Below are 18,204 nucleotides of genomic sequence, written 5' to 3'. Positions count from 1 at the left end.
ATGTTACTCCCTATAATATAAATTGGCTTTAGAGCGCGGTACCGCGTGTTCGCCAGGGACGATAAAGATTCATTTTGGCAAAATAATATGATGGCTATTAAGTTATTCATCCAATTGTTTTTCTGCCGGTCGTGAATCTTCGACAGGAAGCGGAGGGTTTATGTTACCAGGACAGGGTAAGTTCGGCATTATTATCAGCAGAATACCGGTTATGCAGTCCGGCTTGAAGGCCATTGTTGGGGAGCATCTACCCGATTATGAACTGAGTTTTTGCCGTTCTCAGGATGAGCTCACCCTGCTGCAACTGCGGCGCGCAGTACTGGTTATTGCAGATTTATCCGGTGAAATAGAGAATCCAAGAAATATTTGTGAACACTACTACTCCTTAATGACGCAATACAGGGATATACACTGGGTCTTTATGGTAGGAAGTGCCTGTTTCCCATTAGCGGTTGAATTATTAATGCGGCCTGAAAGCACATTAATTTCAGACAGTGAGCCGGTAAAACGTCTCATCGAAGTGGTTCGCGCGGGTGGGCTTGCCGCCGAGCGAATCAGCCAGACATTGTTCTCTCCTGAAGTGGAACACATCGGTGACGAACAGCAAAAAATGGTCATTCTGACGCTTTCTGAGCGAAAAGTGTTGCGGCTTCTCGCTAAAGGATGGGGAATTAATCAAATTGCTGCTTTATTGAAGAAGAGCAATAAAACCATAAGTGCGCAGAAAAATAGTGCTATGCGCCGCTTGTCTTTGCGTAGCAATGCAGAGATGTATGCCTGGATTAATAGTGCACAGGGAATGAAGGAGCTGAATATTTATTCAGCCTATGGAGATCAAACTGAATGGAAAAAGACCTCACAGCACGATATGTCGCTATCGTAGAGAAATGTGCGATGACGGAAGTGGCCCTTCGCCACATTTTAATTAATGAAAGTGGTAAGAATTATCGCATTCAATTCTTTAAAGATACTCAGGCATTAAAGCGGGAGTTCCAGTCTAAAGATTTTTCGGCGATTATTTTTTCTCTTTCAGGTAACCGCCGATCCCGGCTTGAAAGCTTACTCTTTCTTCATGAGATTGCACGCTACTGCCCTGAAATGCAAAGAATTGTCTTAGCCAATGATGAAGCTGAAATGCGTCTGGTTAGCCATCTGACGCCTTCACGCCTGCACGGCATTTTGAATAAATCAGCCTGTCGGCTACAGCTGCAGGAACATCTGCTGCAGCTTCTCGAACGCAGCGGCCCGGCAAATGAAAGCTCGCTAAACCAAAAGCAGGGCATGTGTAGTCAAATTCTGAGCCCGACGGAACATACCATCCTGCGCTATATGTCTTATGGCTATTCGTTGCCTGAGATTGCGACACAGCTGGAGCGCAATATTAAAACGATTCGGGCGCATAAATTTAATGCCATGACCAAGCTGGGCGTCAGTTCTGATATGGGACTACTGAGCGCGGCTGATATATTAATGCGCTTATCGGCAAACAATGATGATGCCAGGGTAATGCGCCTTGCCCAGTAGTGCTAATCGTCTATTAAAGACAAACGTCAATCCATGTAGCATCCGTCAGCTGCGCCATTCGCTCGGGTGAAATGCGAACGGCGCTATGTATTGAACCTGCTGCTGGAAGCACTTCCGGATACTGTCTTAATGAAATATCGCAATACACTGCCAGCGGAACTTCCAGGCCAAAAGGGCAAACGCCGCCAATGGGGTGTCCGGTTAACGTAATGACCTCATCGCTACTCAGCATGCGCGCTTTAGCGCCGAATGCTTCCTTGAGTTTTTTATTATCCAGGCGTGCATCGCCTTTTGCGACAACAAGTACGACCCTTTCCTTTATTTTTAAAGAGAGGGTTTTTGCTATTTGTCCGGGTTCAACGTTATGCGCCGCCGCGGCTAACGCTACTGTGGCCGTACTCTGATTAAGTTCGATGATTTCGATATCGGGGGCGCGGTCAGCAAAAAACTGCCGCACGGACTGCAGACTCATTGGAATCTCCTGATTAAGGCTTGTTAAAAATCTGTCACAAGCTTCGCAAAGTGTAAATATCCTTGATAGATAATCAAGAATCTTTCCAATTTCTGGATCTCCTTCACATTCGCCGCAACCGGTTACTGTAACCGGTTGCGGTTATTCATTTAGATATGAATACTGACAAGGTAACTTCCCTGCTTCACCTATAACAAAAGAGCCGTGGATGAATCGAAAAGTCTTGAGCTGTAGAGGCGGTAGCTTATCCAAACGGATGGGTACTTCGAAGAAGCGCATTCATCACAACGGCAAAATAATCGTTGTTGGGCCTGTTCATCTAGCCTGTCAGGAGGGCTGCCATGTCTGCTAACCATGCTGCATTTAATCTGATATTTCGCTTTGTAGAGAATTACATCAGCCCTGTCGCCGGACGCATCTCGTCCCAGCGTCACGTGATGGCTATTCGTGATGGTTTCATCTCCGCGATGCCGTTTATGATTGTTGGTTCATTTCTTCTGGTATTTGCTTACCCGCCGTTTTCGCCGGATACCACCTGGGGATTTGCTCGCGCCTGGCTGGATCTGGCAAAAGAGTTTGAAGGGCGTATTCTGACGCCGTTCGATATGACGATGGGCATCATGTCTATCTACATCTGCGCCGCGATCGCCTATAACCTCGGAAAGCATTACGAAAAAAGCAATCAGCTCGATCCCTTCATGTGCGCCATGCTGTCGATTATGGCCTTTCTGCTGGTGGCGGCGCCAAAAACGAACGGTAACCTGCCGGTAGATAGCCTGGGCGGAACGGGGATTTTTACCGCGATTCTGGTTGCCGTTTACTGCGTTGAGATGATGCGCTTTCTTAAAGCACATAATATTGGTATTCGCCTGCCGGATCAGGTGCCGCCGATGATCAAAAACTCTTTTGATCTGTTGATCCCGGTACTGGTGGTCGTCCTGACGCTTTATCCTTTGAGTCTGCTTATCCAGCATCATTTCGATATGCTGATCCCCCAGGCCATTATGGCTATTTTTAAACCGCTGGTTTCCGCAGCGGATTCGCTGCCGGCGATTTTATTGGCGGTACTGGTGGGGCACCTGCTATGGTTTGCGGGGATCCACGGTGCCGCTATTGTTTCCGGTATGCTGCAGATGTTCTGGCTGACTAACCTTGGAATGAACCAGCAGGCTCTGGCTCAGGGGGCTCCGCTGCCGCATATTTTTATGGAGGCGTTCTGGACATTCTTCATTGTAATTGGCGGTTCCGGGGCGACGATGGGGTTAGTATTCTGCTATTTGCGTAGCCGCTCGGCGCATCTGCGTTCAATTGGTCGTCTTAGCGTGGTGCCAAGCCTTTTCAATATCAACGAACCGGTTATCTTTGGCACCCCTATCGTGATGAACCCGGTGTTCTTTATTCCCTTTCTGCTGGCGCCGATGGTTAACGCCGTACTGGCGTGGGCGGCAATGAAGCTGGATCTTATCGGCCGGGTGATTTCGGTTGTTCCGTGGACGGCTCCGGCGCCGATCGGCGGCGCGTGGGCGCTGGGATGGGATTTCCGGGCGGCGATTCTGGTCGTCGTTCTCGCCTGCGTTTCCGCGATTATCTACTTCCCGTTCTTCAAGGTGTATGAGAAACAGCTGCTGGCGCAGGAGGCCGAAGAGGCACAGCGCATGGCGGAAGAGAGTCAACAAACGGCATAAAAAAACGGGCGGCTAAAATAGCCGCCCGTTTTTAACAATTGTTTATTTCAACGTGCAGTCCCCGCACTGCTGAACATCCGGCAGGCGATAGCGCTGGCAGCAGGTTCGACGGACGAGCTGCCCTTCCCGCAAAACGACCGTACGCCAGAGCGGATTATCCTGGCCATCAGAAAACTGTTTTTCGAAGAAGCAGTGCTGACGCAGAGCGGCAATTTTTTCATCTCCGAGCAGGGTTTTCATTTCACCCAGATACCAGTTGATCAGGTAACCCGTATTGCTCCAGATAAGTTTGCCATTGATATCACCCGTGGCTTCAAGCGCCTGAACGACAGGTTGGAGAGCCGTAGCGATCAGCTTTTCCATCCTTGATTGCGCAGATTGTTCCGGCGAGGCGCCCGCCGAATGTACCTCAATCCAGAAACGGGCCGCACGGCCGGTTTCGTGAAACTCGACGCGAAAATGCTCCGGCGCCAGGCTAAGGGCGCGCTCTTCACTCAACAGCGCCAGCATTAATGGCGGAACCAGCAAACCGATGTACCACTGTGCCCACAGGGAAAGCAGCGGTTTCTGCTCACGGGGTTTCCCCGGCTGGTTACGATAAATATGGTCGGACCAGGTCGCCAACAGGGAACTTAGCATTGCGGGCTGCGACCACTCTGTAAGCGTCAGCGCATGATGGGGGGCTTCTTCATTTAGTCTCAGAAAATCAAGCAGATGGGGACGTAGCGCAGCGATCTTGTCATGTAATGCATTCGCCAGTTTGCGCTCAGCCGAAGGCAGCGGGGCCCGCCAGATGAGGTCATTATTGAATGCAAGTGAACGGTAAGCCATTGCGCGCCAGATACAAATCTAAATGATAATGATTTCCGATGTTAATGCCGGGGCGCCAGCTTGGCAAGCGATTTGTCCGCCTGATGACACCCTGCTGCGCGATACAGGGGTTAGCTGGCGAGAATAATGTTTCGCCCCATATTTTTGGCTTCATAGAGCGCGTTATCCGCTCGTTTCAGGGCGCTATCGATATCGGCATCTACGAGCGGCGTCATGCCGATACTAATGGTGACATTGGTCGCGACGCTTTCATTGAACATATGCGGGATTTTCAGATCGTAGACCCGCTGCCTGATTCGCTCCGCGGCCTGAAGGGCGTTTTCCGCACTACTGCTGGTCAAGAGCACCATAAACTCTTCGCCGCCAAAGCGGGCCACAATATCGCGCGAGCGCACGGCGTTACGAATGGCTGCGGAGACCTGAATTAAGGCCTGGTCGCCCATCATATGCCCATAGTGGTCGTTATAGGCTTTGAAATGATCAATATCCAGCAGCAGGACGTAATGCTCGCTACTATCCAAAGAAAGAATGGTGTCCAGACGATTTTGTAAGCCCCGACGGTTATACAAGCCGGTGAGAGGATCCAACATGCTGAGATCGTTAAGGGTATTACGTTCTTTCAACAGTTTATCCATGAGGCCCTGGGTGAAAACATCGCTGCGTTTTTGCATCAGGCTTTGCAGGGCGATCCCTGCAATCGGCAACACAAAGCACCAGGACATGCGCAACCACTGTTCGCCTCCGCCGAGAAACAGGCAGGTCACGTAGGTGGGTAACGAGTGCAACGTAAAGGCAATGATATTGCTGGAAAAAGCAATGGTGCCGATAAATAGCACGCTTAATAACGCGATGACCAGGTAGTTAAAATGTGGGGGGCCCATCACCATTGCTTTTAGGGCTACATGCCATGCCCACAGCAGACCAAATATCAGTGAAATAAGCGGAATATTTATTTTGTGCTGGGCGAATTTCCAGTGCCATAGCAGCAGAACCGCGCTGCAGGCCACGATCAAAAAGCAAGGTGGGGTAAATGTAATGACGGTAAAGAGCGGGCTGACCAGAGATAAAAAGGATGAAACCAAATTAAGCAGTAAAAATAGCCGTAAGGAATACTGATATTTCTGTTCGTAATGGGATCGCCAGGATTGTGCAGTCATGTCGGAGTTGTCATTATTAATCGTTAAAATTCAAAGTGATGTGAGGTTGGAATGAATAATAAAAAACAGTGCGTAAAATAAGGTTTTTACGAAATAATCAGACAATTTAATATATAAATTATTTTGTTTAATTTATCACCTTCATGAATGTATGTCATTACCGCAAACGTAAAGAATAAGGATGCGCTATTTTCCCTGGATGACAAATGATAAAAATTATCATATGGTATTGGTTATCATTATCGTTGTGAGAGGCGAAATCATGTTGCAGCGAACTTTAGGGAGTGGATGGGGCGTGTTGATCCCTGGCGTAGTGCTTGCCGCCCTCGGGTTTGCCGATTTGTCGGTAGATGCCTGGCGTGGATTGGTCACTTTGGGAATGCTGATGTCAGCGATGATGATTTGGCACCGGCAGCTACGGCATTTTGTTTTGCTGCCATCATGCGTGGCGCTGATCGGTGGAATAATGCTGATATTGCTGAATTTGAGGCTGATGGGATAAAGCAGAAGGGTAAGAATATTGGTGCGAGGGGGGGGACTTGAACCCCCACGTCCGTAAGGACACTAACACCTGAAGCTAGCGCGTCTACCAATTCCGCCACCTTCGCACAGTATTCTTAATTTTTGATATCGCCTCGTTGGTGCGAGGGGGGGGACTTGAACCCCCACGTCCGTAAGAACACTAACACCTGAAGCTAGCGCGTCTACCAATTCCGCCACCTTCGCCCAGTGCGAGCAATATCAACGTGGATTATGGTGCGAGGGGGGGGACTTGAACCCCCACGTCCGTAAGGACACTAACACCTGAAGCTAGCGCGTCTACCAATTCCGCCACCTTCGCATACCATCGACACTATAAAAGTATCGTTACCACGGAGGCGCATTCTAGTGGTTTTCAGCTATTCGTCAATAGTTAATTGTATCAGTTGGATTGATTGTTGCAAAAATGGGCGACTGAGAGGGTAAAGTTCGGCGACGAGCGTCTGCTGTCGCCGAAAAAACGCGGGACTATTTCCTGGCCTGACGCGTCATCACCGTCCGGTAAACCTTAAAGCGGCCCGTCTGGGCAATCACTTCATGGAAGCCGAAGATCTCATCCAGCACATTCGGATAGGGCAAGAAGGCGTTGGCGACGATGCGTAGCTCTCCGCCGCTGTTCAAATGCCGAACGGCGCCGCGAATCAGGGTCTGAGCGGCTTCCAGGCTGGTCTGCAGACCATCGTGGAAAGGAGGATTGGAGATAATCATATCGAAGCGGCCGTTCACTTCGGAAAATACATTGCTGGCGAATACTTCCCCTTCGATACCGTTAGCGGCGAGCGTGGCGCGGCTGGCTTCAACTGCCGGGGCGCTGACGTCGCATAAGGATAAGCGGACTTTAGGCGAGTGGCTGGCCAGCACGGTTGCCAGTACGCCGGCGCCGCAGCCGACGTCCAATACTTTACCTTTGGTGTGCGGCGTCAGGGTTGAAAGCAGCAGCTGGCTACCAATATCCAGGCCATCGCGGCTGAAGACGCCCGGCAGCGTTTTAATCGTCAGATTTTCCAGCGGATACTCGCCCCAGAACTGCTCGGGATCGAAGGCCGGCTGTTTTTCCAGACGACCGTGATAGAGACCACAGCGGCGCGCGCTGTCGACTTTAGTCAGCGGCGCATATTCCGCCAGCATCTGCTCGGCGCTGCGCACGCCGCTGCGGTTTTCGCCAACCACGAAAATATCAATACCGACCGGCAGCAGGGAAAGCAGATTCATCAGCTGAAACTGAGCTTCGGGTTTGTTTTTTGGCCAGTAGTAGATCAGCGTATCGCAATCGGCAACATCGCTGGCTTCCGCGACCAGGCTAAAACGGGCGTTTTCAGCCATCTGGCGGCTCAGTACCTGCCAGTGGTGAAACTGCTGGGTATGGGCGCGGCTGGCAGCCGTATCCAGACGAGCGGGCAGGTCATCCTGCAGGTCACCGGCAAACAGAACGCGGGCGGACTCGAAATCATCACTGTGGCGCAGCAAGACTTCACTTGCCGGGGTAAAAGCGGACATGAAACACTCCTTCATTAAGACTGGCGCCGATTATACACGTTATCTTTCAGCCTGCCTCTTTGTTGGCGGCGGGATGCGCTCCGGCCGCCGCGTAGTTTGTTGGCGCAAATACGACGTATTTGCTATATTGCGCGCTTAATTAACAGGAGTGTTTCGCTATGACATCCCGACGAGACTGGCAATTACAGCAGCTGGGTATTACCCAGTGGTCGCTGCGTCGTCCTGGGGCGTTACAGGGTGAAATCGCTATCTCGCTTCCTGGACACATTCGTCTGGTGATGGTGGCGGAAGAACCGCCATCGCTGACCGAACCGCTTATCCGCGATATTCTGCGCACGCTGTCCCTGACGCCGGAGCAGGTAATGCAGTTGACGCCTGAGCGCGTGGCGATGTTGCCTCAGGACGCACGCTGTAATAGCTGGCGGCTGGGTACGGACACGCCGCTGATGCTGGCGGGCGCGCAGCTATCCACGCCCGCTTTCGATGAACTTCAGACCAGTACGCCTGCTCGCATGGCGCTCTGGCAACAGATCTGCTCACATGAACACGATTTCTACCCTCAACGCGGCTGATTTGCCTCGGGCCTGGCAAATTGAAACGCGCGCCCACGCTTTCCCCTGGAGCGAGCAGACGTTTGCCAGCAATCAGGGCGATCGCTATTTGAATCTTCAGCTGTCCGTAGACGGGGAGATGGCGGCCTTTGCTATTACGCAAATCGTGCTCGACGAGGCGACGCTGTTTAATATCGCCGTCGATCCCGCTTTTCAGCGTCGCGGTCTGGGCAGAGCGCTGCTGGAGCAGGTGATTGATGAAATAGAAAAACGCGGCGTCGTCACGCTGTGGCTGGAGGTGCGCGCGTCTAACGTCGCCGCCATCGCGCTCTATGAAAGCTTAGGCTTTAACGAGGCGACGATTCGCCGCAACTATTACCCCACGGTCGACGGACGTGAGGACGCCATTATTATGGCACTGCCAATCAGTATGTAAGACAAGGTGATACGATGAAGTGGGACTGGATTTTCTTTGATGCCGATGAAACGTTATTTACGTTTGACTCGTTTAGCGGCCTACAGCGGATGTTTCTCGACTATAGCGTGACCTTTTCCGCAGAGGATTTTCAGGACTACCAGGCCGTGAATAAGCCGCTGTGGGTGGATTATCAGAACGGCGCTATCACTTCTCTTCAGCTGCAGCATCAGCGCTTTGACGGTTGGGCGGAGCGCCTGAACGTCCCTCCTGGTGAGCTGAACGCCGCGTTTATGAACGCGATGGCGGAGATCTGCTCGCCGCTGCCGGGCGCGGTGTCGCTGCTGGATTCGTTGCAGGGTAAGGTGAAAATGGGCATCATCACCAACGGTTTTACCTCGCTACAGCAGACGCGTCTTGAACGTACCGGGTTACGCGATCATTTTGATTTACTGATTATTTCCGAAGAGGTTGGGGTCGCTAAACCGGATGCGCGCATCTTTGATTATGCCCTGGCGCAGGCGGGCAACCCCGATCGTGCACGGGTGCTGATGGTGGGTGATACGGCGGAATCTGATATTCGCGGCGGCGTGAATGCCGGCCTGGCCACCTGCTGGTTTAACCCTCATCAACGCGAGTTGCCCGCCGACCTCCGCGCGGACTGGACGGTCACCTCTTTAAGCGAACTGGAGCAACTCCTGTGTAAACACTGATTGCCTCCCCCCCATTGATGGGTAAAATAGCCGCAATTTTTTCGTATTCAACATGCGCGGCGCATTGCCGCGTTTACTAAGAAGATTGAATTATGACGTTGTCTCCTTATTTGCAGGAGGTGGCCAAGCGCCGCACTTTTGCCATTATTTCTCACCCGGATGCCGGTAAAACGACCATTACTGAAAAGGTGCTGTTATTCGGACAGGCTATTCAGACCGCCGGTACGGTAAAAGGCCGCGGCTCCAGTCAGCATGCGAAGTCTGACTGGATGGAAATGGAAAAGCAGCGCGGTATCTCCATTACCACTTCCGTAATGCAGTTCCCGTATCACGACTGTCTGGTCAATCTGCTGGATACTCCGGGGCACGAAGACTTCTCCGAAGATACCTATCGTACGCTGACGGCGGTGGACTGCTGTCTGATGGTTATTGATGCCGCGAAAGGCGTTGAGGATCGTACCCGTAAGCTGATGGAAGTCACCCGTCTGCGCGATACGCCGATCCTGACGTTTATGAACAAACTTGACCGTGACATCCGCGACCCGATGGAGCTGCTGGATGAAGTGGAAAACGAGCTGAAAATCGGCTGCGCGCCGATCACCTGGCCCATTGGCTGCGGCAAGCTGTTCAAGGGCGTTTACCACCTCTATAAAGATGAAACCTATCTCTACCAGACCGGTAAAGGTCACACTATCCAGGAAGTGCGCATCGTTAAAGGGTTAAATAACCCGGATCTGGACGCGGCGGTGGGTGAAGACCTGGCGCAGCAGCTGCGCGACGAGCTGGAGCTGGTGCAGGGCGCGTCTAACGAATTCGATAAAGATCTGTTCCTGGCGGGCGAAATTACGCCGGTATTCTTCGGAACCGCGCTGGGTAACTTCGGCGTTGACCATATGCTGGACGGTTTAGTGGAGTGGGCGCCTGCGCCGATGCCGCGTAAAACCGATACCCGCACCGTGGAAGCCTCGGAAGAGAAGTTCACCGGCTTTGTCTTTAAAATTCAGGCCAACATGGACCCGAAACACCGCGACCGCGTGGCCTTTATGCGCGTGGTTTCCGGTAAGTACGAGAAGGGCATGAAGATGCGCCAGGTGCGTATCGGCAAGGATGTGGTGATCTCCGACGCGCTGACCTTCATGGCCGGCGACCGTTCGCATGTGGAAGAAGCGTATCCGGGCGATATCCTGGGTCTGCATAACCACGGCACCATCCAGATTGGCGATACCTTCACCCAGGGTGAAATGATGAAGTTCACCGGTATCCCGAACTTCGCCCCGGAACTGTTCCGCCGCATTCGCCTGAAAGATCCGCTCAAGCAGAAACAGCTGCTGAAGGGTCTGGTTCAGCTTTCTGAAGAAGGCGCGGTGCAGGTGTTCCGTCCGATCGCCAATAACGATCTGATCGTCGGCGCGGTGGGGGTACTGCAGTTTGACGTCGTCGTCGCTCGCCTGAAGAGCGAATACAACGTTGAGGCGATCTACGAGTCGGTCAACGTCGCCACCGCCCGCTGGGTGGAATGCAGCGACGCGAAGAAATTCGAAGAGTTTAAGCGTAAGAACGAAATTCAGCTGGCGCTCGATGGCGGCGATAATCTGACCTACATCGCCCCGACCATGGTTAACCTGAACCTGACGCAGGAGCGTTATCCTGACGTCCAGTTCCGTAAAACTCGCGAGCACTAATCCTCTCCGGAGCGCGGTTTTCGCCGCGCTCCACGTCGTTTTTCTTTCAGAAGCCCCTATCTGGAAAGTTCTTAATTCTTACCGTTTTGCCTGCTTTTTTACCCGTTCATGCCGCACTCTTCCGTGTATCTACTACATTTAATAAGTAATTTTTGGAATCCTGGCTTAATAGACTACTTATTTTGCTTTACCTGCTTAGATATAACGAGGAACGACGATGACAAGACTTAAGAGCGGCAAGACACTCCTGGCCCTCTTCCTGGGCTCAGCAATAATCAGCGCTTCGGCGTATGCAGAAAACTCGACCGTAGACAGCGCAAAATCTGCAGCCAGCAATGCCGGTCAAGCCGTTGATAATTCGATGAACAAAGTCGGAAACTTTATGGACGACAGCACCATCACCGCCAGGGTGAAAGCGGCGCTGATCGATCATAAGGATATTCGCAGCACCGATATCTCGGTGAAAACGGAAAATAAAGTCGTCACGTTAAGCGGTACAGTTGATAGTTCAGAGCAGCATAAACAAGCGCTTAGCGTAGCTAAAGCCGTTGAAGGCGTGAGCTCGGTAAACGACAAGCTTAGCGTGCAGAACGAAAAATCAGCGTCGCTGAAGGGCTACGCGGGCGATACCGCGGTGACCAGCGAGATCAAAGCTAAATTACTGGCTGACGATATCGTCCCGTCGCGTAACGTGAAAGTTGAGACCACCGATGGCGTCGTACATTTATCCGGCACGGTCGAGTCCAGCAAGCAGTCGGAACGTGCGGAAGGCATTGCTAAAGCCGTTTCCGGCGTCAAAAGCGTGAAGAACAATCTTAGCGTTAAATAAATCCATTCATTAAAAGAATTTATTCTGCGGTCTTTCCGCAGGATGTGTAGCACCACAGGGTTGTGTATGCGCGGCCTGAGTGCGCAGAAAATCGACCGTCATTAACTATGGTAAGGAGAGACGTATGTTTAGATGGGGCATTATTTTTCTGGTGATCGCTTTAATTGCCGCCGCTCTGGGTTTTGGTGGCCTGGCAGGTACCGCTGCCTGGGCTGCTAAAATTGTCTTTGTTGTCGGTATTATTCTGTTCCTGGTCAGCCTGTTCACCGGCCGTCGACGTCCCTAGACGCTAATCAGTGAAATACCGTCTTACATAAAGCCAGTCAATGAGACTGGCTTTCTCTGTTTCAGGGCGTTAAAAATTGCGTTACCTTTGTTTTTATAATAAGCCAGACAGGAAAGCAGGGTGGGGCAGCGAATTCCCGTGACGTTGGGCAACATTACGCCGTTATCTGTTAAACCCTTCCAGCCGGGCAGGCTTGCGCTAGTGTGCGAAGGTGGGGGACAGAGGGGCATTTTTACCGCCGGGGTGCTGGACGAATTTATGCGCGCGGGATTTAACCCGTTCGATATGCTGTTTGGTACCTCTGCCGGGGCGCAAAATCTCTCGGCCTATCTGTGCAACCAGCCTGGCTATGCCCGCAAGGTGATCACCCGCTACACCACCGCCCGCGAGTTTTTCGACCCGATGCGTTTTGTCCGCGGAGGCAACCTCATCGATCTCGACTGGCTGGTCGACAGCACCGCCAAAAAAATGCCGCTGGCGATGGCTTATGCTGAAGACCGTTTTGCTCAGGGTAAAGAGTTCTGGATGTGCGCCTGCCGCGGCGATGATTATACGCCCAACTACTTTTCCCCTACCCAGCAAACCTGGCTCGATCTGATTCGCGCCTCCAGCGCGATTCCCGGTTTTTACCGCAGCGGCGTTATGCTGGATGGGGTGAGCTATCTGGACGGCGGCGTCAGCGATGCGATCCCGGTGCAGGAGGCCGCCCGTCGGGGCGCGCAAACAATCGTAGTGATCCGCACCGTGCCTTCGCAGATGTACTACACCCCGCAGTGGTTTAAACGGATGGAGCGCTGGCTTGGCGAAAGTAGCCTGCAGCCGTTTGTGAATCTGGTACAGCACCACGAAACCACCTATCGCTCCACGCAAGAGTTCATTGAGAAGCCGCCGGGTAAGCTGAGAATTCTGGAAATATATCCACAGAAGCCATTGAAAAGTATGGCGTTAGGCAGCCGTCTTCCTGCTTTACTGGAAGACTACAAAACCGGGCGCCAGTGCGGGCGCTATTTCCTCGCTACGGTCGGTAAACTGCTGGCCGACAGGCCTCCTTTGCTGCGTCATGCGCCACGCATTGCGGTACCGAAAACGGTGGTTATCCCGCCGGCGCCCGTGGCCAACGAGATCCCTCAGGTTCCGGTCATCGCGGCTGAGCAGGCCAATGATGCCAGCTTTGATAATGAGGACCTCGCGTGACCTTGCGATTTATTGATACCCACTGTCACTTCGATTTCCCTCCTTTCACCGGCGACGAAACTGCCAGTATTGCCCGAGCGGCTCAGGCTGGCGTGAGGCAAATCATCGTACCGGCGACGGAAGCGGATAACTTTGCCCGCGTATTAGGGCTGGCGGCGCAGTATGCTCCGCTTTACGCGGCCCTGGGGCTTCATCCGATAGTAATTGAGCGGCATGAAGAAGAGAGTCTGGCGCGGCTTGAAGCCTGCCTGGCGAAACGCGATGCTAAGCTGATCGCGGTTGGGGAAATTGGCCTCGATCTCTATCGCGAAGATCCGCAGTTCGAGCGCCAGATTTCTCTCCTGGAGGCGCAGTTGCGTCTGGCGAAACGCTACGACTTGCCGGTCATCCTCCACTCCAGACGCACTCATGACAAGCTGGCGATGCTGCTAAAAAAGCACGCTTTACCGCGTACCGGCGTGGTGCACGGTTTTGCCGGTAGTCTTCAGCAAGCCGAACGTTTTGTCCAGCTGGGCTATAAAATCGGCGTTGGCGGTACCATTACCTACCCGCGCGCCAGCAAGACCCGCGATGTGATGGCGCAGCTGCCACTTTCTGCGCTGTTACTGGAGACCGATGCGCCGGATATGCCGTTAAACGGTTTCCAGGGGCAGCCGAACAGGCCTGAGCAAGCGGCTCGCGTCTTCACCGCCTTATGTGAGCTACGCTCTGAGCCTGCTGAAGAGATAGCTAATACCATGTTTTGTAATACAAAAGAGGTTTTTGCTATTTTATAACCTTTTATTGAGTGACTTGTGTCTCATTCCTGCCTTTTTATCTCATTGTTTTGCCTAAAATGTGTGAGCTGTGATGAGCGTGATGGTTCCATGCCGTTATAATCGCGGGGTTTTACGCTGAACTATCAATACACAGGGATTCTGTATGCAAATTATCATGGGACTTATCGGCATGGTGGTGCTGTTAGCCATCGCAGTGCTCCTCTCCAGTAATCGAAAAGCCATCAACCTGCGCACCGTCCTCGGCGCCTGGATTATCCAGGTGGGGATCGGCGCGTTAATTCTCTACGTGCCGGCCGGGCGCACGGCGCTGCTGGCCATGTCTAACGGCGTTGCCAACGTGATTGCTTACGGCAATGAAGGGATCGGCTTTATTTTCGGCGGTCTGGTTTCCGACAAGATGTTTGAGGTCTTCGGCGGCGGCGGGTTTGTTTTTGCCCTGCGCGTCCTGCCGGTCATTGTCTTCTTCTCATCGCTGATCGCCGTGCTTTATTACCTGGGCATTATGCAGTTTGTGATCCGCATACTCGGCGGGGCGCTGCGCGCGGTACTGAAAACCTCGCGCACGGAATCGCTCTCTGCCACGGCGAATATTTTTGTTGGCCAGACCGAAGCGCCGCTGGTCGTGCGTCCTTACATCGCCACCATGACGCGCTCTGAGCTATTTGCGGTGATGTGCGGGGGCCTGGCTTCGGTCGCAGGCTCCGTTCTGGCCGGTTATGCCCAGATGGGCGTACCGTTAGAATATCTGATTGCCGCTTCATTTATGGCGGCACCGGGCGGCCTGCTGTTTGCGAAAATTATCGTGCCGGAAACCGAGCAGCCGCAAGATAGCCCGGCGCTGGAAAAAAATGACGCCGATCCGGAAGCGCCGGCAAACGTACTGGATGCTGCCGCATCCGGGGCAGCTTCGGGGATGCAGCTGGCGCTTAACGTTGGCGCGATGCTGCTGGCGTTTATCGCGCTGATTGCGCTGGTTAACGGGATCCTCTCCGGCGTGGGCGGCTGGTTTAACTACCCGGATCTGTCGCTGCAAATGATTCTCGGCTGGGTCTTCTCGCCGCTGGCGTGGGTGATTGGCGTTCCATGGAGTGAAGCCACCGTGGCCGGCTCATTTATCGGCCAGAAGCTGATCATCAATGAGTTTGTAGCCTATATGAATTTCGGCGAATATCTGAAAGCCGACGCCGAGGTGGCTGCCGCAGGTTTGCAGGTCATTTCAACCCACACTAAGGCCATTATCTCCTTTGCCCTTTGCGGTTTTGCCAACCTGTCATCCATTGCCATTCTGATTGGCGGTTTAGGCGGTATGGCGCCCAATCGCCGCCAGGAAATCGCACAGCTGGGCATGCGGGCGGTGGCGGCGGGTACGCTCTCAAATCTGATGAGCGCCACCATCGCAGGCGTCTTCCTCGCGCTATAACGCGTCCTTCAGCGAGAAAATACCGGTGGCGGCGCTGCCGCCGGTATTTTTATCACAATTGTTAAAATTCCATCATCCTGCAACGCTCTGTTTTTCCATCGTTAGTGCTCTTTTTCGCCGTTGTTCGCACAAAATGACCCTGCTGATATCGAGTTGTCGCGTTCGGATATGTTATAATAATAACATTCCGTCGGGCCGGAGCTTGCTGTTTATGCTTATAAAGTGCTGTACGCTCATGAAGCCCGGGCTTGGCTATTTAGTGTGATTTAAATCACGTCACAGCAATGCAAATTGGCAATTAGTTTTCATTAACTGTGATGTATATCGAAGTGTGGCGGCGAGGCAATGTTACAATAGTAACAGACTCGCAAGGTGAACAAACTTTTAACCGGCAATACGCCGTCGGAGTATGAAATGACTGATTTAACTGCAAGCAGCCTGCGCGCGTTGAAACTGATGGACCTTACCACCCTGAATGATGACGACACTAATGAGAAAGTGATCGCGTTGTGTCATCAGGCCAAAACACCGGTAGGGAATACCGCCGCAGTGTGTATCTACCCGCGCTTTATCCCGATCGCGCGCAAAACGCTGAACGAACAGGGAACCCCGGATATCCGCATTGCGACGGTGACCAACTTCCCGCACGGTAACGATGATATCGATATTGCGCTGGCGGAAACCCGCGCGGCGATTGCCTACGGCGCGGATGAAGTCGACGTCGTGTTCCCTTATCGCGCGCTGATTGCGGGCAACGAACAGGTGGGTTTTGACCTGGTCAAAGCCTGTAAAGAAGCCTGCGCGGCAGCAAACGTGCTGCTGAAAGTCATTATCGAAACCGGCGAGCTGAAAGAAGAAGCGCTGATTCGTAAAGCGTCTGAAATTTCCATCAAAGCCGGCGCTGATTTTATCAAAACGTCGACCGGTAAAGTTCCGGTGAATGCGACCCCGGAAAGCGCGCGCATTATGCTGGAAGTCATCCGCGATATGGGTGTTCAGCAGAGCGTTGGCTTCAAACCGGCAGGCGGCGTGCGCAGCGCGGAAGACGCGCAAAAGTTCCTCGCCATTGCTGATGAGCTGTTCGGGGCCGACTGGGCCGATTCTCGCCACTATCGCTTCGGCGCTTCCAGCCTGCTGGCAAGCCTGCTGAAAGCGTTGGGTCACGGCGATGGTAAGAGCGCCAGCAGCTACTAATACGTAATTTGTCTGACCTTAAGGCCGGATGTCGTCCGGCCTGAGGTTGGTCTTTGACTCTTTCCTCGGGAGGTAATCTTGTTTCTCGCACAAGAAATTATTCGTAAAAAACGTGATGGTCATGCGCTGAGCGATGAAGAAATTCGTTTTTTCATTAACGGTATCCGCGATAACACCATCTCTGAAGGGCAGATCGCCGCGCTGGCGATGACCATTTTTTTCCACGATATGTCTATGCCGGAACGCGTTTCGCTGACCATGGCGATGCGGGATTCAGGAACCGTCCTCGACTGGAAGAGCCTTAATCTTAACGGCCCGATTGTCGATAAACACTCTACCGGCGGCGTAGGCGATGTGACTTCCCTGATGCTGGGGCCGATGGTCGCTGCCTGCGGCGGCTATGTACCGATGATCTCCGGGCGCGGACTCGGTCATACCGGCGGTACGCTGGACAAGCTGGAAGCGATCCCCGGTTTCGATATCTTCCCGGACGATAGCCGCTTCCGTGAAATCATTAAAGATGTCGGCGTCGCGATTATCGGGCAGACCAGCTCTCTGGCACCGGCGGACAAACGTTTTTACGCCACGCGTGATATCACCGCGACGGTGGACTCTATCCCGCTGATCACCGCCTCGATTCTCGCCAAGAAGCTGGCGGAAGGGCTGGACGCGCTGGTGATGGATGTCAAAGTCGGCAGCGGCGCCTTTATGCCTACTTATGAGCTTTCCGCCGCGCTGGCCGAAGCGATCGTCGGCGTTGCTAACGGCGCCGGCGTGCGGACGACAGCCCTGTTGACCGATATGAACCAGGTGCTGGCTTCCAGCGCTGGTAATGCGGTGGAAGTGCGGGAAGCCGTGCAGTTCCTCACCGGCGAGTACCGCAATCCGCGGTTGCTTGAGGTGACGATGGCGCTCTGCGTTGAGATGCTGATTTCCGGCAAGCTGGCGGAGAACGATGCCGATGCGCGGGCTAAGCTTCAGGCGGTGCTGGATAACGGTAAAGCCGCAGAAGTCTTTGGCCGGATGGTGGCGGCGCAAAAAGGCCCTGGCGATTTCGTGGAAAACTACGATAAATACCTGCCGGGCGCGATGCTAAGCAAAGCGGTCTACGCCGAAGGCGAAGGATTTGTTGCCGAAATGGACACTCGCGCTCTGGGCATGGCGGTGGTCTCTATGGGCGGCGGTCGCCGTCAGGCTGCAGATCTAATTGATTACAGCGTCGGCTTCACCGACATGGTTCCCCTCGGCGCGCGCATTGATACGCAGCAGCCGCTGGCGGTTATCCATGCGAAAGATGAGAACAGCTGGCAGGAAGCGGCCAAAGCAGTGAAAGCGGCCATAAAACTTGACGATAAAGCGCCTGAAATTACGCCGACAGTCTATCGTCGTATCACCGAATAGTTATATACTGATCTGATCGCTTTTTTGCAGCGCA

The 18,204-nt window shown here is 53.1% G+C and carries 19 protein-coding genes and 3 tRNA genes; 15 read left to right on the top strand and 7 right to left on the bottom strand.

Annotation, left to right across the window (positions count from 1 at the left end):
- The first annotated feature begins 160 nt into the window (after window positions 1-160).
- On the top strand, window positions 161-883 hold the full coding sequence (locus KO1_RS19930) for a helix-turn-helix transcriptional regulator (protein WP_004108484.1): 723 nt from the start codon (window positions 161-163) through the stop codon (window positions 881-883).
- Window positions 844-1,524, top strand: coding sequence for a DNA-binding transcriptional activator BglJ (gene bglJ / locus KO1_RS19925; protein WP_004108483.1), 681 nt, complete (start codon window positions 844-846; stop codon window positions 1,522-1,524). The genes KO1_RS19930 and bglJ overlap by 40 nt, the downstream gene beginning before the upstream one ends.
- Window positions 1,525-1,537: 13 nt before the next feature.
- Here the strand turns inward: bglJ and KO1_RS19920 are convergent, their stop codons facing one another.
- Entirely contained in the window at window positions 1,538-1,996 is a 459-nt protein-coding gene (locus KO1_RS19920; protein ID WP_004108482.1) for a YbaK/EbsC family protein, read from the bottom strand.
- Window positions 1,997-2,337: 341 nt separating this feature from the next.
- Here KO1_RS19920 and KO1_RS19915 point away from each other — a divergent pair, with 341 nt between their 5' ends.
- Window positions 2,338-3,681, top strand: coding sequence for a PTS cellobiose transporter subunit IIC (locus tag KO1_RS19915; RefSeq protein ID WP_004108481.1), 1,344 nt, complete (start codon window positions 2,338-2,340; stop codon window positions 3,679-3,681).
- 42 nt (window positions 3,682-3,723) lie between these two features.
- Here KO1_RS19915 and fhuF read toward each other — a convergent pair whose 3' ends face one another.
- Together fhuF and KO1_RS19905 are read right to left on the bottom strand one after the other, a co-directional pair.
- Window positions 3,724-4,512 (bottom strand): siderophore-iron reductase FhuF, encoded by a 789-nt coding sequence (fhuF, locus tag KO1_RS19910; protein ID WP_023320293.1) that lies wholly within the window; start codon window positions 4,510-4,512, stop codon window positions 3,724-3,726.
- A gap of 110 nt (window positions 4,513-4,622) precedes the next feature.
- Window positions 4,623-5,669, bottom strand: coding sequence for a GGDEF domain-containing protein (locus KO1_RS19905; RefSeq protein WP_004110370.1), 1,047 nt, complete (start codon window positions 5,667-5,669; stop codon window positions 4,623-4,625).
- Between the two features lie 262 nt (window positions 5,670-5,931).
- On the opposite strand from KO1_RS19905, the gene KO1_RS19900 reads away from it, so the two are divergent.
- The gene (locus KO1_RS19900) at window positions 5,932-6,171 is read left to right on the top strand and encodes a DUF1435 domain-containing protein (protein ID WP_004110371.1); all 240 of its coding nucleotides are present in this window, start codon (window positions 5,932-5,934) and stop codon (window positions 6,169-6,171) included.
- A 19-nt stretch (window positions 6,172-6,190) separates the two neighbouring features.
- Here KO1_RS19900 and KO1_RS19895 read toward each other — a convergent pair.
- The 4 genes from KO1_RS19895 to rsmC form a co-directional block, all read right to left on the bottom strand.
- Window positions 6,191-6,277: transfer RNA gene (locus KO1_RS19895), tRNA-Leu, on the bottom strand.
- Window positions 6,278-6,308: 31 nt separating this feature from the next.
- Window positions 6,309-6,395, bottom strand: a tRNA-Leu gene (locus KO1_RS19890).
- Between the two features lie 28 nt (window positions 6,396-6,423).
- Window positions 6,424-6,510, bottom strand: a tRNA-Leu gene (locus tag KO1_RS19885).
- Window positions 6,511-6,677: 167 nt separating this feature from the next.
- Window positions 6,678-7,706, bottom strand: coding sequence for a 16S rRNA (guanine(1207)-N(2))-methyltransferase RsmC (gene rsmC, locus KO1_RS19880; protein ID WP_023320294.1), 1,029 nt, complete (start codon window positions 7,704-7,706; stop codon window positions 6,678-6,680).
- Window positions 7,707-7,864: 158 nt separating this feature from the next.
- Here rsmC and KO1_RS19875 point away from each other — a divergent pair, with 158 nt between their 5' ends.
- The 11 genes from KO1_RS19875 (at window position 7,865) to deoA (ending at window position 18,170) form a co-directional block, all read left to right on the top strand.
- On the top strand, window positions 7,865-8,278 hold the full coding sequence (locus tag KO1_RS19875) for a DNA polymerase III subunit psi (RefSeq protein ID WP_017145042.1): 414 nt from the start codon (window positions 7,865-7,867) through the stop codon (window positions 8,276-8,278).
- Window positions 8,247-8,693, top strand: coding sequence for a ribosomal protein S18-alanine N-acetyltransferase (rimI, locus tag KO1_RS19870; protein ID WP_004110373.1), 447 nt, complete (start codon window positions 8,247-8,249; stop codon window positions 8,691-8,693). The genes KO1_RS19875 and rimI overlap by 32 nt, the downstream gene beginning before the upstream one ends.
- 14 nt (window positions 8,694-8,707) lie before the next feature.
- Entirely contained in the window at window positions 8,708-9,385 is a 678-nt protein-coding gene (yjjG, locus tag KO1_RS19865; RefSeq protein ID WP_023320295.1) for a pyrimidine 5'-nucleotidase, read from the top strand.
- A gap of 92 nt (window positions 9,386-9,477) precedes the next feature.
- Window positions 9,478-11,067, top strand: coding sequence for a peptide chain release factor 3 (gene prfC / locus KO1_RS19860; protein WP_004108474.1), 1,590 nt, complete (start codon window positions 9,478-9,480; stop codon window positions 11,065-11,067).
- A gap of 217 nt (window positions 11,068-11,284) precedes the next feature.
- Entirely contained in the window at window positions 11,285-11,896 is a 612-nt protein-coding gene (osmY, locus tag KO1_RS19855) for a molecular chaperone OsmY (protein ID WP_047720379.1), read from the top strand.
- Window positions 11,897-12,020: 124 nt separating this feature from the next.
- On the top strand, window positions 12,021-12,182 hold the full coding sequence (locus KO1_RS27505; RefSeq protein WP_003856556.1) for a DUF1328 domain-containing protein: 162 nt from the start codon (window positions 12,021-12,023) through the stop codon (window positions 12,180-12,182).
- A gap of 120 nt (window positions 12,183-12,302) precedes the next feature.
- On the top strand, window positions 12,303-13,376 hold the full coding sequence (locus tag KO1_RS19850) for a patatin-like phospholipase family protein (protein WP_004108471.1): 1,074 nt from the start codon (window positions 12,303-12,305) through the stop codon (window positions 13,374-13,376).
- Window positions 13,373-14,152, top strand: coding sequence for a metal-dependent hydrolase (locus KO1_RS19845; RefSeq protein WP_016809137.1), 780 nt, complete (start codon window positions 13,373-13,375; stop codon window positions 14,150-14,152). Before KO1_RS19850 ends, KO1_RS19845 begins: the two co-directional genes overlap by 4 nt.
- A gap of 145 nt (window positions 14,153-14,297) precedes the next feature.
- Window positions 14,298-15,575 carry a NupC/NupG family nucleoside CNT transporter gene (locus KO1_RS19840; RefSeq protein WP_004108467.1) on the top strand — a complete coding sequence of 426 codons (1,278 nt, stop codon included), beginning with the start codon at window positions 14,298-14,300 and terminating at the stop codon, window positions 15,573-15,575.
- Window positions 15,576-15,989: 414 nt separating this feature from the next.
- A complete protein-coding gene (gene deoC / locus KO1_RS19835) occupies window positions 15,990-16,769 on the top strand; it encodes a deoxyribose-phosphate aldolase (protein WP_004098396.1) in 780 nt (259 codons plus the stop codon).
- Window positions 16,770-16,847: 78 nt separating this feature from the next.
- The gene (gene deoA / locus KO1_RS19830; protein ID WP_004108464.1) at window positions 16,848-18,170 is read left to right on the top strand and encodes a thymidine phosphorylase; all 1,323 of its coding nucleotides are present in this window, start codon (window positions 16,848-16,850) and stop codon (window positions 18,168-18,170) included.
- Window positions 18,171-18,204: the final 34 nt, after the last annotated feature.

The sequence above is a fragment of the Klebsiella oxytoca NBRC 105695 genome (genome assembly GCF_001598695.1).
Lineage (GTDB): Bacteria > Pseudomonadota > Gammaproteobacteria > Enterobacterales > Enterobacteriaceae > Klebsiella > Klebsiella oxytoca.
The sequence above is the reverse complement of the archived record's forward strand: the minus strand, read 5'-3'. Positions and strand labels throughout refer to the sequence as shown.